The sequence below is a fragment of the Streptomyces sp. NPDC023527 genome, from assembly GCF_055560115.1.
The window spans coordinates 207456-229976 of sequence record NZ_JBVHJJ010000002.1 but is presented as its reverse complement, the minus strand read 5'-3'; the positions used below and the strand labels follow the sequence as shown (position 1 = coordinate 229976).

The 22521-nt window shown below is 72.7% G+C and carries 17 protein-coding genes; 4 read left to right on the top strand and 13 right to left on the bottom strand.

What is annotated here, in order from left to right; all coding sequences use genetic code 11:
• Nucleotides 1–59: 59 nt before the first annotated feature.
• From recD2 to ACZ303_RS04545, 4 genes are all read right to left on the bottom strand, one after another.
• A complete protein-coding gene (gene recD2, locus ACZ303_RS04560) occupies nt 60–2276 on the bottom strand; it encodes an SF1B family DNA helicase RecD2 (RefSeq protein ID WP_467334976.1) in 2217 nt (738 codons plus the stop codon).
• 253 nt (nt 2277–2529) lie between these two features.
• Entirely contained in the window at nt 2530–3411 is an 882-nt protein-coding gene (locus ACZ303_RS04555) for a sugar phosphate isomerase/epimerase family protein (protein ID WP_467334974.1), read from the bottom strand.
• Nucleotides 3408–4565: a dihydrodipicolinate synthase family protein gene (locus tag ACZ303_RS04550; protein WP_467334972.1), complete on the bottom strand. Its 1158-nt coding sequence runs from the start codon at nt 4563–4565 to the stop codon at nt 3408–3410. Before ACZ303_RS04550 ends, ACZ303_RS04555 begins: the two co-directional genes overlap by 4 nt.
• Nucleotides 4562–5725 carry a Gfo/Idh/MocA family protein gene (locus ACZ303_RS04545; RefSeq protein WP_467334971.1) on the bottom strand — a complete coding sequence of 388 codons (1164 nt, stop codon included), beginning with the start codon at nt 5723–5725 and terminating at the stop codon, nt 4562–4564. Before ACZ303_RS04545 ends, ACZ303_RS04550 begins: the two co-directional genes overlap by 4 nt.
• A 64-nt stretch (nt 5726–5789) precedes the next feature.
• Here ACZ303_RS04545 and ACZ303_RS04540 point away from each other — a divergent pair, with 64 nt between their 5' ends.
• The 3 genes from ACZ303_RS04540 (at nt 5790) to ACZ303_RS04530 (ending at nt 8300) form a co-directional block, all read left to right on the top strand.
• Nucleotides 5790–6593: a sugar phosphate isomerase/epimerase family protein gene (locus ACZ303_RS04540; RefSeq protein WP_467334969.1), complete on the top strand. Its 804-nt coding sequence runs from the start codon at nt 5790–5792 to the stop codon at nt 6591–6593.
• Between the two features lie 98 nt (nt 6594–6691).
• Nucleotides 6692–7315: a TetR/AcrR family transcriptional regulator gene (locus ACZ303_RS04535; RefSeq protein WP_467334967.1), complete on the top strand. Its 624-nt coding sequence runs from the start codon at nt 6692–6694 to the stop codon at nt 7313–7315.
• A 322-nt stretch (nt 7316–7637) separates the two neighbouring features.
• Entirely contained in the window at nt 7638–8300 is a 663-nt protein-coding gene (locus ACZ303_RS04530) for a hypothetical protein (RefSeq protein WP_467334965.1), read from the top strand.
• A 21-nt stretch (nt 8301–8321) separates the two neighbouring features.
• Here ACZ303_RS04530 and ACZ303_RS04525 read toward each other — a convergent pair whose 3' ends face one another.
• The 6 genes from ACZ303_RS04525 to speB all read right to left on the bottom strand — a co-directional run bounded on the left by ACZ303_RS04525 (nt 8322) and on the right by speB (nt 19002).
• Nucleotides 8322–9758 (bottom strand): S28 family serine protease, encoded by a 1437-nt coding sequence (locus tag ACZ303_RS04525; RefSeq protein WP_467334963.1) that lies wholly within the window; start codon nt 9756–9758, stop codon nt 8322–8324.
• 154 nt (nt 9759–9912) lie between these two features.
• Entirely contained in the window at nt 9913–10509 is a 597-nt protein-coding gene (locus ACZ303_RS04520; RefSeq protein WP_467334961.1) for a dihydrofolate reductase family protein, read from the bottom strand.
• 57 nt (nt 10510–10566) lie between these two features.
• On the bottom strand, nt 10567–14322 hold the full coding sequence (locus ACZ303_RS04515; protein WP_467334959.1) for an ABC transporter ATP-binding protein: 3756 nt from the start codon (nt 14320–14322) through the stop codon (nt 10567–10569).
• Nucleotides 14323–14435: 113 nt separating this feature from the next.
• The gene (locus tag ACZ303_RS04510; protein WP_467334957.1) at nt 14436–15533 is read right to left on the bottom strand and encodes an esterase-like activity of phytase family protein; all 1098 of its coding nucleotides are present in this window, start codon (nt 15531–15533) and stop codon (nt 14436–14438) included.
• Between the two features lie 140 nt (nt 15534–15673).
• Nucleotides 15674–17785, bottom strand: coding sequence for a potassium-transporting ATPase subunit KdpB (kdpB, locus tag ACZ303_RS04505; RefSeq protein WP_467335789.1), 2112 nt, complete (start codon nt 17783–17785; stop codon nt 15674–15676).
• 245 nt (nt 17786–18030) lie between these two features.
• Nucleotides 18031–19002 carry an agmatinase gene (gene speB / locus ACZ303_RS04500; RefSeq protein WP_467334955.1) on the bottom strand — a complete coding sequence of 324 codons (972 nt, stop codon included), beginning with the start codon at nt 19000–19002 and terminating at the stop codon, nt 18031–18033.
• Nucleotides 19003–19181: 179 nt separating this feature from the next.
• On the opposite strand from speB, the gene ACZ303_RS04495 reads away from it, so the two are divergent.
• Nucleotides 19182–19979: a phosphatase gene (locus ACZ303_RS04495; protein WP_467334953.1), complete on the top strand. Its 798-nt coding sequence runs from the start codon at nt 19182–19184 to the stop codon at nt 19977–19979.
• A 90-nt stretch (nt 19980–20069) separates the two neighbouring features.
• Here ACZ303_RS04495 and ACZ303_RS04490 read toward each other — a convergent pair whose 3' ends face one another.
• From ACZ303_RS04490 to ACZ303_RS04480, 3 genes are read right to left on the bottom strand one after another with little or no spacing between them, the layout of a single operon-like run.
• On the bottom strand, nt 20070–20306 hold the full coding sequence (locus tag ACZ303_RS04490; protein ID WP_467334951.1) for a hypothetical protein: 237 nt from the start codon (nt 20304–20306) through the stop codon (nt 20070–20072).
• Nucleotides 20307–20351: 45 nt separating this feature from the next.
• Complete coding sequence (gene tesB, locus ACZ303_RS04485; RefSeq protein WP_467334949.1) at nt 20352–21251, bottom strand: acyl-CoA thioesterase II; 900 nt, start codon at nt 21249–21251, stop codon at nt 20352–20354.
• Nucleotides 21252–21261: 10 nt separating this feature from the next.
• Complete coding sequence (locus ACZ303_RS04480; protein WP_467334947.1) at nt 21262–22419, bottom strand: acyl-CoA dehydrogenase family protein; 1158 nt, start codon at nt 22417–22419, stop codon at nt 21262–21264.
• Nucleotides 22420–22521 lie beyond the last annotated feature (102 nt).

Below are 22521 nucleotides of genomic sequence, written 5' to 3'. Positions count from 1 at the left end.
GAGAGACGAATGCCACCTCGGTTTTCCCTTCCCCTCCCCTTCCCCACCGGTCCGGAACCTCAACTCGCGACCCCTCTCCCGAGCCGGTGATCCAGGGCCGTGCACCTGCGGCCCGCGGAAACGGTGCGCACGGCCTGGCCGAGGGCCTTGCGGGAGCCGACCAGCACCACGAGGCGTTTCGCCCGAGTAACGGCGGTATAGAGGAGATTGCGCTGGAGCATCATCCAGGCGCCGGTGGTGACCGGGATCACTACCGCGGGGTACTCGCTGCCCTGCGAGCGGTGGATGGTCACCGCGTAGGCGTGGGCCAGCTCGTCGAGTTCGTCGAAGTCGTAACCGACCTCCTCGTCCTCGTCGGTGCGCACGGTCAGCCGCTGTTCCACGGTGTCCAGGGCGGTGACCACGCCCACCGTGCCGTTGAAGACGCCGTTCTCGCCCTTCTCGTAGTTGTTGCGGATCTGGGTGACCTTGTCGCCGACGCGGAAGACCCGGCCGCCGAAGCGCCGCTCCGGCAGGTCGGGCCGGGCGGGCGTGATGGCCTGCTGGAGCAGGCCGTTGAGGGTGCCGGCGCCGGCCGGGCCGCGGTGCATGGGGGCCAGCACCTGGATGTCGCGGCGCGGGTCGAGCCCGAACTTCGCCGGGATGCGCCGCGCCGCCACGTCCACGGTGAGGCGGCCCGCCTCCTCGGTGTCCTCCTCGGGGAAGAGGAAGAAATCCGTCATCCCCTGAGTGATGGGCGGCACCCCGGAGTTGATGCGGTGCGCATTGGTGACCACGCCGGACTGCTGGGCCTGCCGGAAGATCCGGGTGAGCCGGACGGCCGGGACGGGACCGCCGGGGGCGAGGAGGTCGCGCAGCACCTCGCCGGCGCCGACCGACGGCAGCTGGTCCACATCGCCGACGAGCAGCAGATGGGCGCCGGGCGGCACGGCCTTGGCGAGCTTGTTGGCCAGCAGCAGGTCGAGCATGGACGCCTCGTCGACGACCACCAGATCGGCGTCCAGCGGCCGGTCCTTGTCATAGGCGGCGTCCCCGCCGGGTTTGAGCTCCAGGAGCCGGTGCACGGTGGACGCCTCGGCGCCCGTCAGCTCGGAGAGCCGCTTCGCCGCCCGGCCCGTGGGCGCGGCCAGCACCACCTTGGCCTTCTTGGCACGGGCCAGCTCCACGACGGACCGCACGGTGAAGGACTTGCCGCAGCCGGGGCCGCCGGTGAGCACCGCGACCTTCCGGGAGAGCGCGAGCCGCACCGCCTGCTGCTGCTCGGGGGCGAGCTCGGCGCCCGTACGGTCGGCGAGCCAGGCCAGGGCCTTGTCCCACTCGACGTCGCGGAAGACGGCGAGGCGGTCCTCCTCGGTGCGCAGCAGCCGCGTCAGCTGGGCGGCGAGGGAGAGCTCGGCCCGGTGGAAGGGGACGAGATAGACGGCGGTGACGGGCTCGCCGCCCTCGGGGCCCGGGACGCTCTCGCGCACCACACCCTCCTCGTCGGCGGCCAGTTCGCCGAGGCAGTCGATGACGAGCCCGGTGTCGACCTGGAGGAGCTTGACGGCGTCGGCGATCAGCTTCTCCTCGGGGAGGAAGCAGTGCCCCTGGTCCGTGGACTGGGAGAGGGCGTACTGCAGACCGGCCTTGACGCGGTCGGGGCTGTCGTGCGGGATGCCGACGGACTGGGCGATGCGGTCGGCGGTGAGGAAGCCGATGCCCCATACGTCGGAGGCCAGCCGGTAGGGCTGGTTGCGGGTGACGGAGATGGAGGAGTCGCCGTATTTCTTGTAGATCCGCACGGCGATGGAGGTGGAGACGCCGACGCCCTGGAGGAAGACCATGACCTCCTTGATGGCCTTCTGTTCCTCCCAGGCGGCACCGATCATCTTCGTCCGCTTGGGGCCCAGGCCGGGCACCTCGATCAGGCGCTTGGGCTCCTTCTCGATGACGTCCAGGGTGTCCGTGCCGAAGTGCTCGGTGATGCGGTCGGCGATGCGCGGGCCGATGCCCTTGATCAGGCCGGATCCGAGATAGCGGCGGATGCCCTGGATGGTGGCGGGCAGCAGCGTCGTGTAGTTCTCGACGGTGAACTGGCGGCCGTACTGGGGGTGGGAGCCCCAGCGGCCCTCCATGCGCAGCGACTCCCCCGGCTGCGCCCCGAGCAGCGAGCCGACGACCGTGAGCAGGTCGCCGCCGCCGCGGCCGGTGTCGACGCGGGCGACCGTATAGCCGCTCTCCTCATTGGCGTAGGTGATCCGCTCCAGGACCCCTTCCACCACTGCCATGTTCGCCATGTCCCGACGGTACCGCCGGGGTGCGACAGGCGTTCGGGGATGGGGGCACCTCCCAGCGGTAGCTGGGGGAGGACAACTCATCGCGCCCAGCGCGGCGCGGGAGAAAAATCGAGGGGCCTGGTCCGACGACCAGGCCCCTCGGGTACCCCCCAAAACCGGCTTCCTTGAATCCCCCCGGATCCCTCCCCAGGAAGCCCGATGTCCAGTACGACCCACTTCCCCGGCAAAGGGTTGCACCGCTTTCAAGGGGTTATCATTCCGTTACCTTCAGTGGAAACAGGAGCCCCTCCGTTACCACTGGTACCTCCAGTACGTACCTGCGGTAACGATCCAGGGCCTCCGCGAGGACCTCGGCGCCGTCGCGCTCCCACAGCCCGGGATGGAAGATCTCGGTCTCGACGGGCCCGGAAAAGCCCGCGGCGTCGACCCGCTCGCGGAACCACCGCAGGTCCACGCAGCCGTCACCGGGCAGCCCCCGGCCCAGCAGCGCCCCCTCGGGCAGCGGCGTGACCCAGTCGGCGAGCTGGAAGGCCGCGATCCGGCCGCCGGCCCCGGCCCGTACGAGCTGCTCGGCCACCGTGTCGTCCCACCACAGGTGGTAGGTGTCCACCACGACGCCCACCTGCCCGGCGGGGAACCGCTCGGCCAGGTCCAGCGCCTGACGGAGCGTCGAGACGACGCAGCGGTCGGAGGCGTACATCGGGTGCAGCGGTTCGATCGCGAGCCGCACGCCGTGGCGCGCCGCGTACGGGCCCAGCTCGGCCAGCGCCTCCGCGACGCGCTCACGGGCGCCGGCCAGGTCACGGTCGCCCGGCGGCAGGCCGCCCGCGACCAGGACGAGGGTGCCGGTGCCGAGCTCGGCCGCCTCCTCGACGGCCGCGCGGTTGTCCGCCAGGGCCGTGGCCCGCGCGGCCGGGTCGGAGGCGGTCAGGAAGCCGCCGCGGCACAGGCTGCTGACGGCCAGCCCGGCATCGCGTACGAGCCGGGCCGCGGCCGCCGGACCATACCGCCGTACGGGCTCGCGCCACAGGCCCACATGGCGCACCCCGGCCGCCGCGCAGCCCGCCGCCAGCTCCGGCAGCGACCACTGCCGGACGGTCTGCTGGTTGAGGCTGAAGCGCTCCAGGCCCGTCACGGGCCGATCCCGTGCACGGCCAGCAGCCGCGCCATCCGGGCCTCGGCCAGCGGCGGGTCGCGGAACAGGCCGAGGCCGTCGGCCAGTTCGTAGGCGCGGGCCAGATGCGGCAGGGAGCGCGCGGCGTGCCCGCCGCCGGCCATCGTGAAGTGGTCCTGGTGGCCGGCGAGCCAGGCCAGCAGCACGATGCCCGTCTTGTAGCAGTGGGTCGGCGGCTCGAACAGGTGCCGGGCCAGGGCGACCGTGGGGTCCAGGAGCGCCCGGAAGCCGTGCCGGCCGCCGGAGTCGAGCAGGCGGGCGGCGTGGGCGGCCAGCGGGCCCAGCGGGTCGAAGACGCCGAGCAGGGCGTCGCTGTGGCCGTGGGCGTCGCCCGCGATGAGCTCGGGGTAGTGGAAGTCGTCGCCCGTGTAGCAGCGCACCCGGGCGGGCAGGCGGCGGCGCAGGGCGCGCTCGCGCTCCGGGTCCAGCAGCGAGATCTTCACCCCGTCGACCTTGTCCGGCCGGTCGGCGACGATGGCGAGCAGGGTCTCGCCGGCCGCGTCCAGGTCGGTGCTGCCCCAATAGCCCTCCAGGGCCGGGTCGAACATCGGGCCCAGCCAGTGCAGGATCACGGGCCGGGACGTCTGCCGCAGCAGCTCGCCGTAGACCTTGCGGTAGTCGTCCGGCCCGGTGGCGATGGCCGCGAGGGCGCGGGAGGCCAGCACGACCGCCCGCGCGCCGTGCGCCTCCACGTGCGCCAGCTGCTCCTCATAGGCGGTGGCGACGTCCGCGAGGGTGCCGTACGGGGGCGCGAGCTGGTCCGTACCGGCTCCGCAGACGAGGCGACCGCCGACGGCCCGCGCCTCGGCGGCCGTGCGCCGGACGAGCTCGGCGGCGCCCGGCCAGTCCAGGCCCGCGCCGCGCTGGGCGGTGTCCATGGCCTCGGCGACCCCCAGGCCGTGCGCCCACAGGTGGCGGCGGAAGGCGAGCGTCGCGTCCCAGTCGAGTGCGGCGGGGCCGTAGGGGGTGGTGTCGCCGAAGGGGTCGGCGACGATGTGGGCGGCGGCGAAGACCGTACGGGCCATGGGCGGCATGCCCTCGACGCTGAGCTCCACGGGCAGGCACCGGGGCTCGTACGGGCGCAGCGCCCCTGAGGGGTCGGGCAGCCGGATCACGGGCCGCTCACCCGCAGCTCCATCCTGCGGCCCTCCCGGGCGGACGTACGGGCCAGGCGGGCGAGCCGTACGCCCCTGGCGCCCGCGAGGAGGTCGTGGTGCCAGGGCTCGTCCAGGGCCACATGGCGCAGGAACAGCTCCCACTGCGCCTTGAAGGCGTTGACGCCGTCGTCGTGGTCGTTGTCGGGCACCTCCTGCCACTGCGCGCGGAAGTCCTCGGAGGCGGGCACGTCGGGATCCCATACGGGCCTGGGCGTGACCGAGCGGTGCTGCGCCCGGCAGCGCCGCAGCCCGGCGACGGCCGAGCCCTCGGTGCCGTCGACCTGGAGCTCCAGCAGCTCGTCGCGGTGGACGCGCACCGCCCAGGAGGAGTTGAGCTGGGCGACGGCGCCGCTCTCCAGCTCCAGGATCGCGTAGACGGCGTCGTCGGCACGGGCGTCGTAGGGCTTGCCGCGCTCGTCCCAGCGGCGCGGTATGTGGGTGGCGGTGTGGGCCTGTACGGACGTGACGGGACCGAAGAGCTCGCGCAGGACGTACTCCCAGTGCGGGAACATGTCGGTGGTGATGCCGTCGTCCTCGTCGCGGTAGTTCCATGAGGGGCGCTGCGCGCTCTGCCAGTCGCCCTCGAAGACCCAGTAGCCGAACTCCCCGCGGATGGAGAGGATCCGGCCGAAGAAGCCGCCGTCGACGAGGCGCTTGAGCTTGCGGATGCCGGGGAGGAAGAGCTTGTCCTGGACGACGCCGTGTTTGACGCCGGCCGCGCGGGCGCGTTCGTAGAGGTCCATCGCGCCGCCGATGTCCGAAGCGGTCGGCTTCTCGCAGTAGACGTGCTTCCCGGCGGCGATGGCCTTGCGCAGGGCGTCCTCGCGGGCGGCGGTGATCTGGGCGTCGAAGTAGATCTCGACGGCCGGGTCGGCGAGGACGGTGTCGAGGTCCGTGGACCAGTGGGCGAGGCCGTGGCGCCGGGCGAGCGCCCCGGTCCTGCCCGCGTCGCGCCCCACGAGCACCGGCTCCGGCCACAGCCGGGTGCCGTCGCCCAGGTCGAGGCCGCCCTCCTCGCGCAGGGCGAGGACGGAGCGGACGAGGTGCTGGCGGTGGCCCATGCGCCCGGTGACGCCGCCCATGGCGATCCGCACGGTCCTGGTTCGCGTGCCCGTCATCCTTTGGACCCCCTTCTGCCGTACAGGAAGCATTTCCCGCCCGCCCCCGGGGAACCCGGTCCCCATGAAACTCGCCTTCTCCACCCTCGGTGTGCCCGGACTGCCCCTGCCGGACGTGGCGCGGCTCGCCCGCGAACACGGCTACGACGGCGTCGAACTGCGGGCCCACCCGGAGGAACCCGTCCGCCTGGACAGCGGCCCGGGCGAGCGGGCCACGACGGCCCGGGAGTTCACGGCGGCGGGGCTGGAGATCCTGTCCGTCGCCGGGTACGCGCGCGTGGCCGCCCCCGAGGACGACGAGAGCGTCCTCGGCGAGCTGACCGGCCTCGTACGGCTCGCGGGCGACCTCGGGGCCCGGTACGTACGGGTCTTCCCCGGCGGCGGCGAGCGGCCCGAGGCGGAGGCCGACGCGACCGCCGCCCGCCGGCTGGGCGCCGTCGCGCCGCTCGCCGCCGACCTGGGCGTCCACATCCTGCTGGAGACCCACGACTCCCACCGCCGGGCCCGCGACGCCGCCCGCATCCTGGGCCCCGTGGGCCACCCGAACGTCGGCGCGCTCTGGGACGTCCTGCACACCTGGCTCGGCGGCGAGACGCCGGCCGTCAGCTTCCCCGCGCTCTCCCCCCACCTGGGCTATGTGCAGGTCAAGGACATCGCGTCGGCCGAGGACACCACCCCGCTGCAACTGGGCTCCGGGACGCTGCCGCTGCCCGACTGCGTACGGACCCTCTGCCAGGGCGGCTGGGACGGCTGGCTGTGCTGGGAGTACGAGAAGCGCTGGTACCCCCAGGCGACCGACTTCCAGCAGCTGGCGGGGCCGGGGCGCGAATACCTGCTGGGCCTGATCGCCGGCGCCGGGGCCGCCTGAGCCCCACGACGCACCTCCGCACCGGCCCGACCGAGGCGTTGATCAGGCGGTTTGAACAGTCGGTCAAACCGTATGATCGCCTTGGCGAGAGGGCTGAGATGACGGTGGACACCAAGGAACGGCTGATCAGCGCGGCGGGGACCGTACTGCGGACGCAGGGGTACAACAAGTCCAGCGCGCGGACGATCGCCAAGGAGGCCGGGGTCAACTCGGCGCTGGTCTTCTATCACTTCGGGGGGGTCGACCCGCTGCTGTTCGCCGCACTGGACCGGACCTCCGCCGAGCGGATGGCGCTGCTCGCCGAGTCCGTCGCCGGCTGCCGCACGCTGGAGGACCTCGTCGAGGCGGGCACCCTCGTCTACCGGCACGACATCGACGCCGGGCACCTGACGCTGTTCTCCGAGCTGGTCGCGGCCGCCGTCGCCAAGCCGGAGCTGCGGGAGGAGATCCGGGCGCGGGCCGAGCCGTGGATCGGGTTCGTCGAGGAGACGCTGGAGCGCGTCATCGGGGGCACCCCGCTCGCCCGGCTCACCCCGCCGCGCGACCTGGCCAATGCCGCGATCACCTTCTATCTCGGCGTCAACCTCTTCACGGTGCTGGACGCCGACCGCTCCCGTACGGAGTCGGTGTTCGCGATGGCCCGGCGGCTGGCCCCGCGCGCCCGCCTGCTGACGCGGCGGCTGCCCACCCGGCTCGGCGGCATGCGGCGCGCGCACGGCTGAAGCGCGCCCCGCGCGGGAACCGCTCCGGGGCACCGCCCGTCCAAGGGTCGTGCTGTCGTCGCATCACCGCAGAGCGGTGTCGGCGCGCGCCACCGGCCGCGCCGCTGACCTCCCTCTCCGCCGCCTGGGGTGCGACAGCGCACCGCCGTCGGCGCGCCCCCCTTCCAAAGGCGCCGGCGGCGGCACCCCTCGCCCCGGCGTGCGAGCCGGGTGGCGCGCCCCGCACGCGCTCTGTTTCCTCCACCGCCGCGCCGAGCCGTGTCCTGGCGTGTGCCGGTGCCGGGAAGCCAGGCTGGAGCGCACAGGGGACGGGGGAACGACCATGCGCCATCGTGCGCTGCCGACCGCGCTGCTCGCGCTCGTGTTGCTCGCGGCACCGGCCTCGCTGACCGCGCTGACCGGGTGCCGGGCCCAGGGGCCGATGGGCGCGGCGGGCGCGCGGGGGGAGCGCGACCGGGGAGACGCGGCCGTCCTCGCCCCCGTCTCGCCCTCGGCGCCCGGCCGCGACGCGGCGTTCCTCGCCCGGGACGAGTGCGCGGGCCGCCGCGACGGTTCGTACACCGAGGTCTCCTGCACCAGCGAACGGGCCACCGCCCGCGTCCTGGCCCGCTACAACGGCCCGCGGGCGACGGGGCCCCGCTGCCCGGACGGCACCGACTTCGTGCTGCACATCACCGCGGTCGACCGGGGCTCCTCGGAGGAGGACAGCAAGCCGGAGGGGTACGCCTGCATGCGCAACCTCCAGGTGCCGCACCCGGGCGACCCCGGCATGGGCGGCGGCCCGCTGACCGTGACCGGCGACTGCGTCTACAGCGAGCGCGACGGGGTGGTGAAGGAGACCGCCTGCGACGGCTCGGGGCCGCACGCGCCGGAGTACCGGGTGACGGGCGAGGTCGGCGCGCGCCCCGACTGCCCGCCCTCCACCGACCTGTACGTACACGTCGGCGGCGGGACACCCATAGGGTGCGCCCGCCGCCTGACCTGATCCCGGCCGACCCGAAGGCCGTTACGGGCGCAGGCTCTGCTTCCGCTCCACGACCGGCCGGTCGAGCTTGGTGTCGTACGGGGCGAGCGGCTTGGCCTCCGCCGTGTCCTTCTGTACGGACTTGGGGGCGACGCCGGCCCACTCCAGGACCTCGGCCGTGGCCTTGGCCCGCTCGTCGGCGACGAGCTGGGCGATGTTGGAGCCGTGGTTGCCGCCAGGGGCGTAGAAGCGGTAGTCGTCGCGCGCCGCCGCGTTCTTGCCCAGGCGGAAGGGCTCGCCGCTCCACGGGTCGTTCTGACCGTAGACGAAGAGCATCCGCTTGCTGTCGTTGCGCACCCAGCGGTCGACGTCGGCCATCGCACCGGGGCGGAACTTCATCGGGATGTCACGCGACACGTACGACCGCGGGCTGTAGATCCCGGGGTACCGCAGCAGGCCCTTGAGGTGCGGGGACTTGAAGGTGGGCGCGCCGAGCTCGGTGCCCGCCTGGTAGTAGTACGGCGTGAACTGCTGCAGGCCCTGGTCGGTGTAGGCGTCGAAGCCCGAGATCTCGTCCAGGAACTTGTAGAGCTCGTCGGTGGAGGCGTTCGTCGCGGGCACCGACTTCGCGCAGTCGCTCTGCAGGTGGTACTGCCAGAAGGCCCACACCAGGTCGAGGACGACGTTCTCGTACGCCTTGTCGGCGGTGCCGAGGATCTTGAACGTCTTGCCGTTCTCGCCGGCCCACTTCTTGTAGCGGCCGACGATCTCGTCGCGGCGGACGAGCGCCTCGCGCTGCACGGAGTTGAGCTGGTTGCGGCACGCCTGGTCACCGACGTTCGCGAAGAACCGGTCGTAGGCCGAGTCCTCGTTGTTGTCCACGTCATTGGGCGCGACGTAGGCGACGGTGCCGTTCATGTCGTTCGGGTAGAAGCGGCGGTAGTACGTCGCCGTCATGCCGCCCTTGCTGCCGCCGGTGGCCAGCCAGTTCTTGCCGTAGACGGGCTTGAGCGCCTGGTAGAGGCGGTGCTGGTCGCTGGCCGCCTGCCAGATGTCGAGCTTGGACCAGTCGGCGGGCTGGGGCCGCGACGGAGTGAAGAATCGGTACTCCATCGACACCTGGTTGCCGTCGACGATCCGGGTCGGCTCGCTGCGGGCGGGGTTGGTGCTGACGTTGTAGCCGGAGGTGTAGAAGACCGTCGGCCGGTCGGTGGACTTGTTCAGGAGCGTGAAGCGCTGCTTGAACGTGCCCTTGGCCGGGTTCTTGTGGTCGACCGGCTGGTCATAGGTCATGACGAGGTAGCGGTAGCCCTCGTAGGGCTTCTCCTCGACGAAACTCATCCCCGGGATCTTGAGGATGCGTTCCTTGATGTCCGACTCGCCGGTGGCCGCGCTGGCCGTCGCCGCTGTCGCACCACCGGCACCGACGGTGCCGGTCAGCACCGCCAGCGCCATCAGCCCTCTGAGCGCCTTGCGCATTCGCCCTCCCCTGGGTTCGCAAAGTTCGCCGTGAACCTACCGGGGTCAACATCGACTGCACCAGACCTTTTGACCACCCAGTCGGCAGACAAGGCGATCTTTCGCACCACACGAACGCGACGCGCGAACGCGCCGCGCCCGCGGGGCGGTTCGCTCAGCCGGTCGGCGCCGCCGGATCCGGCTTGCCGTAGCGGACGACGACCGTGCCGTTCTTGAAGGTGCGCGACTCCTTCAGTTCGTACCGCTCGGGCGAGAACTCGGCATCGAACAGCCGGATGCCGTCGCCCGCCACGAAGGGGTAGATCTTCACCACCAGCTCGTCGATCTCCGAGCGCAGCTGCCCGGCGAGGTTGCCGCCGCCGCAGAGGTAGATCCCCTTGCCCTCGCGCGACTTGAGCTCGCGCACGAGCTCCAGCGGGTCGCCGGGGAAGACGGTGACGGCCGGGTCGGGACTGGTGGTGAGGGACTTCGACACCACGTACTGCTCGAGGTGCGCGTACGGGCTGGTGATGCCCTCCTTCAGACCGGGCTCGTAGGTGCCGCGGCCCATGACGACCGTGTCGAAGTCCCGGTTCTCCGGGCCCAGTCCGATGTGCGGGCGGACGTGCGACGGGAGGGTGTCGGGGTAGGCGGCGATCAGCGCCGCGGAGTAGTCATCGTCGAGGACGCTCATCATGAAGTCGAACTCGTCGCCCGGCCCCGCGATGCATCCGTCGATGGTCATGGCGATGAAGTAGGTGAGCTTGCGCATGGATCCCCCCGTGTTCCGGCGTTCAAGATCTTCAACCGCTCAAGGTAGCCCCGCCCCCTACGCCGGAACGGCCTCCCCCGTGAAGGTCCGCCACAGCTCCGCGTAACGCCCGTCCCTGGCCAGCAGTTCCTCGTGCGTGCCGTCCTCGGCGACCCGGCCGTGGTCGAGGACGACGACGCGGTCGGCGCGCGCGGCGGTGGTGAGGCGGTGGGCGACGACCAGGGTCGTGCGCTTGCCGGCCAGGCGGTCCGTGGCCTGGTTGACCAGCGCCTCGGTGGCCAGGTCCAGCGCGGCCGTGGCCTCGTCCAGGAGCAGGATGTCCGGGTCGACCAGCTCCGCGCGGGCCAGGGCGATCAACTGCCGCTGTCCGGCGGAGAGGTTGCGGCCGCGCTCGGTGACGGTGTGCAGATAGCCGTCTTCGAGCCCGGCGATCATCTCGTGCGCGCCGACCGCCCGCGCCGCGGCCTCCACCTCGGCGTCGGTGGCGTCCGGGCGCCCGTAGGCGATGGCGTCGCGGACCGTGCCGGGGAAGAGGTACGGCTCCTGGGGGACGACACCCAGGCGGTGCCGGTAGCCCGTGGGGTCCAGCTCGCGCAGGTCGTGGCCGTCGACGCGGACGGCGCCGGAGGACGGGTCGTAGAACCGCGCCACCAGCTTCACCAGCGTGGACTTGCCCGCGCCGGTCTCGCCGACGAACGCCACGGTCTGCCCGGCCGGGACCGTCAGCGCGATCCCGGAGAGCGCCTCCTCGCCGTCGCCGTAGTGGAAGCGGACGTCGTCGAAGACGATCTCGCCGGCCAGCTCGCCCACCGGGCGCGGCTCCTGGGCCACCGGCGTCGTCGTGGGCTCGCGCAGCAGGCTCTGCACCCGGCCGAGGGAGACCGTCGCCTGCTGGTAGCCGTCGAAGACCTGCGAGAGCTGCTGCACGGGCGCGAAGAACAGGTCGATGTAGAGCAGGTAGGCCACCAGCGCGCCCGCCGTCAGCGTGCCGTCGCCCACCCGGCCCGCGCCCACGATCAGGACCGCGGCCGCCGCGACGGACGACAGCAGCTGCACGAAGGGGAAGTAGACCGATATCAGCCACTGGCCGCGCACCCGTGCCCGGCGGTAGGAGTCGCTGCGCTCGGCGAACCGCCGGGCGCCGGCCGCCTCGCGGCGGAACGCCTGCACGATGCGCAGGCCGGCGACGCTCTCCTGGAGGTCGGCGTTGACCAGGCCGACGCGCTCGCGGGCGAGCTCGTACGCCTTGACGCTCTGACGGCGGAAGACGACGGTGCCGACGACCAGCAGCGGCAGGGTGGCGAAGACGACGAGGGCCAGTTCGACATCGATGACCAGCAGCGCGACGAGGATGCCGAAGAAGGTGAGGACGGAGACGACCGCGGTGATCAGGCCGGTCTGGAGGAAGGACGACAGGGCGTCGACGTCCGTCGTCATCCGGGTCATGATCTTGCCGGTGAGCTCGCGCTCGTAGTAGTCCAGGCCCAGCCGCTGGAGCTGGGCGAAGATCTTGACACGGAGCGCGTAGAGCACGCGCTCACCCGTGCGGCCGGTCAGCCGGGTCTCGGCGACCTGCGCGGTCCACTGGCCGAGGACCACCAGCAGCGCGAGGGCGGACGCCGCCCACACCGCGCCGAGCGCCAGGCGCTGGACGCCCTGGTCGATGCCGTGCCGGATCAGTACGGGCAGCAGCAGCCCGGCGACGGCGTCGACGGCCACCAGCAGCAGGCTCAGCGCGAGCGGCGCGCCGAAGCCGCGCAGCAACTGCCGCAGGCCGTACGACTCCTCGGGCCGGGCGGCCCGCTCCTCGTCGACGTCCGGGGTGTCGGTCGCGGGCGGCAGCGCCGCCACCTTGGCCAGCAGCTCGGGGGTGGCGGGCATGCCGGCGAGGGCGCCGTGGGTGTCGGGCCGCTCCTTGCGGACCCAGAGCCCGGGGGTGACGCCGTCGACGACGGTCCGCTTGCGGGTGCCGGGCGCCGCCTCGTCGGCCCGCGGGCGCTCCGTGAGGCCCGTGGCCGACGCCTCGCCGCCGAACGCGCCCGCGAGCCCCGCGGGGTCCTTGCGGACGCCCGCCAGCTCCTCCGGGTCGGTCAGCAGGCGTCGGTAGAGCTCGCAGCGCTCCTGGAGCTCCTCCGCCGTGCCGATGTCGGCGAGCCGGCCGCCGTCGAGCACCGCGACGCGGTCGGCCAGCGCCAGGGTCGACGCGCGGTGGGCGATGAGCAGCGTCGTACGGCCGGCCATGACGCCGCGCAGCGCCTCGTGGATCTCGTGCTCGACGCGGGCGTCGACCGCCGACGTCGCGTCGTCGAGCAGCAGCAGCCGGGGGTCGGTGAGGATGGCGCGGGCGAGCGCGACGCGCTGGCGCTGGCCGCCGGAGAGGGTCAGGCCCTGCTCGCCGACCTCGGTGTCGTAGCCGTCGGGCAGCTCGCTGATGAAGCCGTCGGCCTGGGCGGCGCGCGCCGCGTCCCGGATCTGCTCGTCGGTGGCGTCCGGGTGCCCATAGGCGATGTTGTCGCGGATGCTCGCGGAGAACAGGAAGCTGTCCTCCGGCACCAGGCCGATGGCGGCGCGCAGCGAGGACGTCGTCAGGTCGCGCACGTCGTGGCCGCCGACCCGCACCGTGCCGGCGCCGGCGTCGTAGAAGCGCGGCAGGAGCAGCGAGACGGTGGACTTGCCGCTGCCGGAGGCGCCGACGACGGCGACGGTCTCGCCGGGTTCGAGGCGCAGCGAGAAGTGGTCGAGGACGGGCCGGTCGGCGTCGTAGCCGAAGGTGACGTCGTCGAACTCGACGGTGGCGGGGGCGTCGTCGGGCAGGGCGTGCGCGTCGGGCCGCTCCTCGATGACCGGCTCGGTGTCGATGAGTTCGAAGACGCGCTCGACGCCGGCGCGGGCCTGCTGGCCGACCGTCAGCATCATCGTGAGCATGCGGACCGGGCCGACGAGCTGCGAGAGGTAGGTGGAGAAGGCGACGAAGGTGCCGAGGGTGATCTGGCCGCGCGTGGCCATCCAGCCGCCGACCGCGAGCATGGCGACCTGGCCGAGGGCGGGTACGGCCTGCAGGGCCGGGGTGTAGCGGGAGTTGAGCCGGACCGTGCGCAGCCGGCCGGCGAACAGGCGGCGGCTGACCTCGCGGAGCTTTCCGGCCTCCTGCGCCTCCTGGCCGAAGCCCTTGACGACGCGTACGCCGGTGACGGCGCCGTCCACGACGCCCGCGACGGCGGCGGCCTGGCCCTGGGCGTACCAGGTGGCGGGGAAGAGCTTGACGCGGCTGTGCCGGGCGATGAACCACAGCGCGGGCGCCACCGCGAGGGCGATGACGGTCAGCAGCGGCGAGAGGGCCGCCATGACGGCCAGGGAGATCACGAAGAGGAGGATGTTGCCGATCATCATCGGCAGCATGAACAGCAGGCTCTGGACGAGCTGGAGGTCGCTGGTGCCGCGGCCGACGACCTGGCCGGTGGAGAGCTCGTCCTGTCGCCGGCCGTCGAGGCGGGCGATCGAGGCGAACATCTCGGTCCGCAGGTCGTGCTGGACGTCGAGGGCGAGGCGGCCGCCGTAATAGCGGCGGAGGTAGGTCAGGGCGTAGACGACGACCGCGGCGGCTATCAGGAGGCCGGCCCAGGGGGCGAGGGGGCGGTCGCCGGCACCTATGACGTCGTCGATGATCAGCTTGGGTATGAGCGGGACGAGCGCCATGACGGCCATGCCGGCGAGCGAGGAGCCGAGCGCGAGCAGCACCGTGCGGCGGTACCGCCAGCAGTACCGTGCGAGCCGCTTGGCCCAGCCCTGACCGGTTGTGTCCGTATCCGCCACCCGAGACCTCCACTGTCCGCTGCCGACGCAAGGGCCCAACGCCGTGGGCTGCGGATTTCATCCCGGCGCAACGAAGTGGGAACGGAGGTCGGAGGCGAGCCGGAGCGCGGGACCTACGCCGCGCGCGGCAGGCGCACGGTCAGGGCGTACAGGCGCGTGGTCTGCCTCGGGCTCTCGTTGTCGTCGCTGACGAGCAGCAGACGGAGGGAGCCTCCGGGAGTGCGGCCGGTGATGGCGAGGCCCTCGATGTTGTCCAGGAGCGGATTGGTCTGCGGCTGCTTCGCCGGGGCGCCGAGGGAGGGGCAGTCGCCGAGGTCGGCGAGCGGCGTCTTGCGTACGGGCCGGGTGCCGCCGCCCGGCAGCGCCGGGGTGGCGGCGACGTCGGTCGCGCCGCGCAGGTCGGCGACGTAGAGGCGCACGGTGTTGCCGACGCCCGCCGTGAAACCCCGCTCCAGGACCAGCAGCCGCCCGTCGCCGGTGGCGGCGATCTCGGCGACGCCGAGGCCCCGGTCGACGGGGTAGGCGTACTGCGGCCCGAGCCGGAAGGCACCCGGCGCGTGCCGCTGCCAGCTCTGGAGGCGTACGAGCGGCCGGCCCCCGGCGTCCGGCCCGTCCCCGGCGAGCGGGCCCTCCATGGCGGCGACGAGGGTGCGGCCGCCGGGCTGGAGGGCGAGGCCCTCGAAGGTCTGGTTGGGCACGGCCCGGCCGGCCGGGGCGGGCCGCAGGGCGCCGGGCACGGGCAGCCGGCCACGGAGGGTGCCGTTCCGGTCGTAGCGGCGGACGGACGGCTCGGTCTCGGAGGCGACCAGGCGGCCGCCGTCCCGGTCGACGACGAGGGCCTCGGCGTCGAGCGCGGCGCCCTTCTCGTCGGCGAGCGGCACGAGGCGTACGGGGGTGGCGGCCGGGCCCCGGTGGACGTTCGGGCTCCGGTGGACGTCCAGGTCCCGGCGGACGTCCAGGGAGAACAGCTGGGACCGGTCGGACAGGGCGGCGACCGTGCCGTCCGTGTCGGCGGCGAGAGCGGAGAGGTTGCCCACGAAGGTGCCCCGGTAGGCCGTCTTGTCGAGGCCGTCACCGAAGCCGTCGATCCGCGCGTACGGCGAGCAGGCGGGCGACGCGCCGGGCGGGACGGCCTCGGCGGGGGCGGCGATCGCGCAGGCGGCCGCCAGCAGCGCGGCGGTGACGGCGGCGAGAGCGGGTCGAGTGCGCACGGAAGGGCCTTCCTGGGTCGGCTGCGGCCTGAGCGTAGGGGCCCCGCGGGAGGCGGGGGCCACGTTCGGGGAACTTCCGTACGAACACCGGGTGCCGGGCGTCCTCCGAGTGCCCGTCGTCCCGTCGCACGCCGGGCCCGTCACATCCCGGGGATGAACTGGATCAGCAGATCGATGAGCTTGATGCCGACGAACGGCGCGACGAGCCCGCCCAGCCCGTAGATCCGCAGATTGCGGCGCAGCAGCGCGTGCGCGGTGGACGGCGCGTAGCGCACCCCGCGCAGGGCGAGCGGGATCAGGGCGACGATGACGAGGGCGTTGAAGATGATCGCCGAGGCGATGGCCGAGGTCGAGCTGTGCAGGCCCATGATGTTGAGCTTCTCCAGGCCCTCGTAGCCCGCCACGCCGCTGAACATCGCGGGGACGATCGCGAAGTACTTGGCGACGTCGTTGCAGATCGAGAAGGTGGTGAGGGCGCCCCGGGTGATCAGGAGCTGCTTGCCCACCTCGACGATCTCGATGAGCTTGGTGGGGTTGGAGTCCAGGTCCACCATGTTCCCGGCCTCCTTGGCGGCCGAGGTGCCGGTGTTCATGGCGACGCCGACGTCCGCCTGGGCCAGCGCGGGCGCGTCGTTGGTGCCGTCGCCGGTCATGGCGACGAGGTTGCCGCCGGCCTGCTCCTCCCTGATGCGGGCCAGCTTGTGCTCGGGCGTGGCCTCGGCCAGGAAGTCGTCGACGCCCGCCTCGGCGGCGATGGCCTTGGCGGTCAGTGGATTGTCGCCGGTGACCATGACCGTCTTGATGCCCATCGCCCGCAGGTCGGCGAAGCGCTGGGCGATGCCGGGCTTGACCACGTCCTTGAGGTGGACGGCGCCCAGGACGCGGGCGCCATAGCGGTCCTCGACGGCGACGAGCAGCGGGGTGCCGCCACCGGCCGCGATGGAGTCGACGATCCACCCGGCCTCGGCGGGGATCGCGCCGCCGCGCCGGGCCACCCACTCGGTGACGGCACCGCCCGCGCCCTTGCGGATGCGGCAGAACTCCCCCTCGAAGGCGAAGTCGGCCCCGCTCATCCTCGTCTGCGCGGAGAACGGCACGAAGCGCCCGTGCGCGAAGTCCTCGTCGCCGTGCCGGATCCCGTACCGCTCGGCGAGGGCGACGACGGAGCGGCCCTCGGGTGTCTCGTCGGCGAGCGAGGCGAGCTGGGCGGCGTCGGCGAGGAGGTCGTGCGCGACGCCGTTGACCGGTACGAAGGAGGCCGCCTGCCGGTTGCCGAGGGTGATGGTGCCGGTCTTGTCGAGCAGGAGGGTGTTGACGTCGCCCGCCGCCTCGACGGCGCGGCCGGACAGGGCGAGGACGTTGCGCTGGACGAGCCGGTCCATCCCGGCGATGCCGATGGCGGACAGCAGCGCGCCGATGGTGGTGGGGATCAGGGTCACCAGCAGGGCGACCAGCACGGTGATCGTCTGCGGGGCGCCGGCCCAGCCGGCCATGGGCTGGAGCGAGACCACGGCGAGGATGAAGATCACCGTGAGGCAGGAGAGCAGGATGTTCAGCGCCAGCTCGTTGGGGGTCTTCTGCCGGGTGGTCCCCTCGACCAGATTGATCATGCGGTCGAGGAAGGTGTGGCCGGGGCGCGAGGTGACGCGGACGACGATCCGGTCGGAGAGCACCGTCGTACCGCCGGTGACGCCCGAGCGGTCGCCGCCGGACTCGCGGATCACGGGCGCGGACTCACCGGTGATCGCGGACTCGTCCACGGCCGCGGCGCCCTCGACCACCTCGCCGTCGCCGGGCACGGTCTGGCCCGCCTCGACGACCACGAAGTCCTGCGGCCGCAGATCGGCGGCGGGTACGCGCTGTTCCTCCCAGTCCCACCGGTCCATCCCCACCCGCCAGGCCCGCAGCCGCCGCGCCACGATGGTGCCGCGGGTGCGGCGCAGGGACTCCGCCTGCGCCTTGCCGCGGCCCTCGGCGACGGCCTCGGCGAGATTGGCGAAGACGACGGTCAGCCAGAGCCAGCAGCTGATCAGCCAGGTGAAGACGGAGGGGTCGAGCAGCGCGGAGAGCGTGGTGAGGACCGAGCCGACCTCGACGACGAACATCACGGGGTTCTTGACCATGACCCGCGGGTGCAGCTTGCGGAGGGCGTCCGGGAGGGAGGAGGCGAGCTGCTTGGGGTCGATGGCGGCGGTCGCCTGCCGACGGCGGCGTGGTGCGGTCGGTTCCCGCTCGGGGACGAGGTAGAGCATCAGGGGGCGGCCTTCGGCGGTGTGAGTGAGGTGGAAGATCACCTCAACTCAACCGTTCCGGCACGGACCGTGACCGTTTCCTTACGGGGCCTTGTCGGGCCGGGGGCCCGGCCTTACGCAGCCTTGACGCCGCCAGTGCGGCACCGTCGCGTCTGCGGCGGGCGTCCTCAATCGCCGGACGGGCTTGATCAAGCCCGTCCGGCGATTGAGGACCGGGGTCCGGGCGGAGCCCCCGCACGCACCGCTCAGGCGCGTGCGGCGGCGATCTGCCGCGACATGATCGTCGTCAGCTCGTATGCCGTGTGCGACGCCGCCACGGACGTGATCTCCGCGTGGTCGTACGCCGGCGCGACCTCGACCAGGTCGGCGGAGACCAGGTTGCAGGAGGACAGCCCGCGGATGATCTCCAGCAGCTCGCGGGAGGTCAGGCCGCCCGCCTCCGGGGTGCCCGTGCCGGGGGCGTGGGCCGGGTCCAGGACGTCGATGTCGATGGAGATGTACAGCGGGCGGTCGCCGACGCGCTGACGCAGCTGGTCGGCGATCTCGTCGACGCCGCGGCGCATGACGTCGGCCGAGGTGACGATGCCGAAGCCCATCTTCTCGTCGTCGGTGAGGTCCTTCTTGCCGTACAGCGGGCCGCGCGTGCCGACGTGGGACAGCGCCTCGGTGTCGAGGATGCCCTCCTCGACGGCCCGGCGGAACGGGGTGCCGTGGGTGTACTCGGCACCGAAGTAGGTGTCCCAGGTGTCCAGGTGCGCGTCGAAGTGCAGCAGCGCGACCGGGCCGTGCTTCTTGGCCACCGAGCGCAGCAGCGGCAGCGCGATGGTGTGGTCGCCGCCGAGGGTCATCAGGCGGGCGCCGGTGCCGAGCAGCTCGTCGGCCGCGGCCTCGACGGTCTCGACGGCCTCGTCGATGTTGAACGGGTTCGCGGCGATGTCACCGGCGTCGGCGACCTGCGCGAGCGCGAAGGGGGAGGCGTCCTGCGCCGGGTTGTACGGGCGCAGGAGGCGGGACGCCTCGCGGATGGCGTTGCCGCCGAAGCGGGCGCCGGGGCGGTAGGAGACACCGGAGTCGAACGGCACGCCGACGACGGCCACGTCCGCGGTGCCTACCTCGTCCAGGCGCGGCAGGCGCGCGAAGGTCGCGGGGCCCGCGTAGCGCGGGATGCGGGAGGAGTCGACGGGGCCGCGCGGTTCACGGGGGGCGGGGGTGTGCATGCGAGGGCCTCTCGAAATCACGGACGCGTTACGGTCGAATCAACGTCGGGGCGGCTGCGGTGGACGTACCCGAGGGTAGGCAGGGCGGCGGATTCCGCACATGTACGTATCCGTGAGTCCGGACCCGCCATATGGACACCACGTCCATCGCAGCGCCCTCGGGGGAGACAATGAGCCGTATGCCGATAACCAGCCGCGCACCCAGCCGAGCCGAACTGATCGACCACCTCGTGCGGGCCCGCATCGCGGGCGCCGTGGCGACCCCGCGCGAGAACAACCTCGACCACTACCGCAAGCTCGCGAACGGCGACCGCCGGTACTGGCTCGGCCTGGAGCTGGGCGACCGCTGGACGGACGAGCAGGACGTGCTGGCCGTCATGGCCGAGCGCTGCGGGGTCAGCGACGACCTGGGCCACCGGGCCGGACAGGACCACATCGACCCGGAGCTGACCGTCGACGCCCTGGACCGCATGGCGAACGTCCTGCGCAAGGCGGCGGAGGGCCGGCGGCGGGTGCTCTTCGCGACCGGTCACCCGGGCGCGCTGCTGGACGTGCACCACGCCACGGCCGGGGCGCTGCGCGCGGCGGGCTGCGAGATCGTCCGGATCCCGGGCGGGCTGACCGCGGACGAGGGCTGTGTCGTGCAGTTCGCGGACGTCGCGGTGTACGAGGGCGGGGCGACGCTCTGGCACACCCACTCCCCCCACCCGATGGCCGCGATCCTCGACGGCCTGCTGCGGGAGGGCGAGCCGCTGCCGGACCTGGTCGTCGCCGACCACGGCTGGGCGGGCTGCGCGGCCCAGCGCGGCATCGACGCGGTCGGCTACGCGGACTCCAACGACCCGGCGCTCTTCCTCGCGGAGGCGGAGGGCACGCTCCAGGTGGCGGTGCCGATGGACGACCATGTCGTCGATCCGCGGTTCTACGAGCCGATGACGGCGTATCTGCTGACGGCGGCGGGCCTTACGGCCGCGTAGCGGAAGCCGGCCGGGCCGAAGCGCGGCCCGGCCGTTCCGGCCGTCGGTCCATCCAGTCCGTCAGCCCATCGGCCGTCGGCCATCGGGCCGTCAGTCCATCCGCCCGTTCCAGCCGCGCACGGCGCACCACGCGCCGCCCGACAGCAGGGCGAACTCCCCCAGGCGCAGGGCCATTCCGCTCACCATCCGCGCGGTGCCGACCATCTCCACCACACGCCCGTGCAGCAGGAAGCCCACGACGACCGCGGTCGCGATCATCAGGAAGCCCACGGTCAGCAGCAGGCCCCGGAGGACGCCCGCCATCGGTGTCGCGTCGGTGCCGTTCATCGTTCGGGTCCCCTCCCCCGTCGGCCGGTATGACGACCCGTCATGCTACTGGCCGCCGCGCGGCACCCGCACGACGCCCTCCTGGATCACGGAGACCGCCAACTGCCCGTTCTCCGTGAAGATCCGGCCCTTGGCGAGCCCCCGGCCGCCCTGCGCCGTGGGGCTCTCCTGGTCGTACAGCAGCCACTCGTCGGCGCGGAACGGGCGGTGGAACCACATCGCGTGGTCCAGGCTCGCGCCGACCACGTCGCCGACCGTCCAGCCACCGCGCCCGTGGGCGAGCAGCACGGAGTCCAGCAGGGTCATGTCGGAGACGTAGGTGACCAGGCAGACGTGCAGCAGGGGATCGTCCGCCAGTTTGCCGTTCGTCCGGAACCACACCTGCGACTTCGCCTCGCGCTCCTCGCCCACACTGGCGAACGGCGGGGCGTCGACGTAGCGCAGGTCGACCGCCGACCGGGCGTCCAGCAGCCGCTCCACGACCGCCGGGTCCGCGAAGCGGTGCGCGTGCGCGGGCAGCATCTCGGCGGCGGTCGGCAGGGTGAGCGGGTCCGGCGCGTACGGCATCGGCTCCTGGTGCTCCAGCCCCTCCTCGTACGTCTGGAAGGACGCGGAGAGGTGGAAGATCGGCTGCCCGTGCTGGACGGCGACGACACGCCGCGTGGTGAAGGAGCGCCCGTCGCGGATCCGGTCGACGGTGTAGACGATGGGCGCGCCGGGGTCGCCCGGCCGCAGGAAGTAGGCGTGCAGGGAGTGCGGGAGCCGGTCGTCGGGGACCGTGCGCCCGGCGGCGACCAGGGCCTGCGCGGCGACCTGGCCGCCGAAGACGCGCGGCACCAGCGAGGGGCGGCTGGTGCCGCGGAAGATGTCCCGCTCGATCCGTTCGAGGTCGAGGAGGTCGAGGAGGTCCTGGAGGGCTTCGTTCGTCACACGTGCTTCGTTCATCGCGGGCCGTCTACAGGCCCATCGACTTGGCGATGATGGAGCGCATGACCTCGCTCGTACCGCCGTAGATGCGGGTGACGCGGGTGTCCGCGTAGAGCCGGGCGATGGGGTACTCCATCATGTAGCCGTAGCCGCCGTGCAGTTGGAGGCACTTGTCGACGACGACGGCGGCGCGCTCGGTGGTGAAGAGCTTGGCGGACGCGGCGTCGGCGGCGGTCAGTTCGCCCGCGTCGTGCGCGTCCAGGGCCCGGTCGACGACCGCCTGCATCGCGTCGACCTCGGACTTGCAGTCGGCGAGCACGAACTTGGTGTTCTGGAAGGCGGCGACGGACTGCCCGAAGACGGTGCGGTCCCGGGTGTACGCCTTGGCGAAGTCGACGGCCGCGGCGGACTGGGCGTACGCGCCGACGGCGATGGCCAGGCGCTCCTGCGGGAGGTTGTGGCCGAGGTAGCCGAACGCCTTGCCCTCCTCGCCGAGCAGATCCTCGACGGGCACCTTGACGTCGGTGAAGGAGAGTTCGGCGGTGTCGGAGGAGTGCAGGCCCAGTTTCTCCAGCTTGCGGCCGACGGCGTACCCCTCGGAGGTGGTGTCGACGGCGAGGATGGAGATGCCGCCGCGGCGGTCCTCGGGGGTGGCCGGCGCGGTGCGGGCGCAGACGAGGACGCGGTCGGCGAGGACGCCGCCGGTGATGAAGGTCTTGGCGCCGTTGAGGACGTAGTGCGTGCCGTCCTCGGAGAGCTTGGCGGTGGTCTTCATGCCGGCCAGGTCGGAGCCGGTGCCCGGCTCGGTCATGGCGATGGCGGTCATCATGTCGCCGGAGACGAAGGACGGCAGCCAGCGCCGCTTCTGCTCCTCGTTGGCGTACTTCAGGAGGTAGGGCAGGCACAGCGCGGTGTGCACACCGCTGCCGCCGAAGCTGACGCCGACACGGGCGCACTCCTCGGTGATGACGGCCTGGAACTTGAAGCTGCTCTCGCCGGCGCCGCCGTACTCCTCGGGCACCTCGATGCCGAAGACGCCCAGCTCGCCGAGTTTCTTGTAGAACTCGCGCGGCGCGGAGCCGGCCGCCCGCCACTCGTCGTAGACGGGCACGACCTCCGCGGCGATGAAGTCGCGGATGGTCTCCCGGAACGCCTCGTGGTCCTCGTTGTACACGGTCCGACGCAAGTGGTGCCCCCTCGTCCACGCATGCCGCGACCGGCATGCCTAAGCGCTCGCTCAGGGCGCAAGTTACCCGGGGGTCACCAGAACTGTCCAGAGCCGAACGAA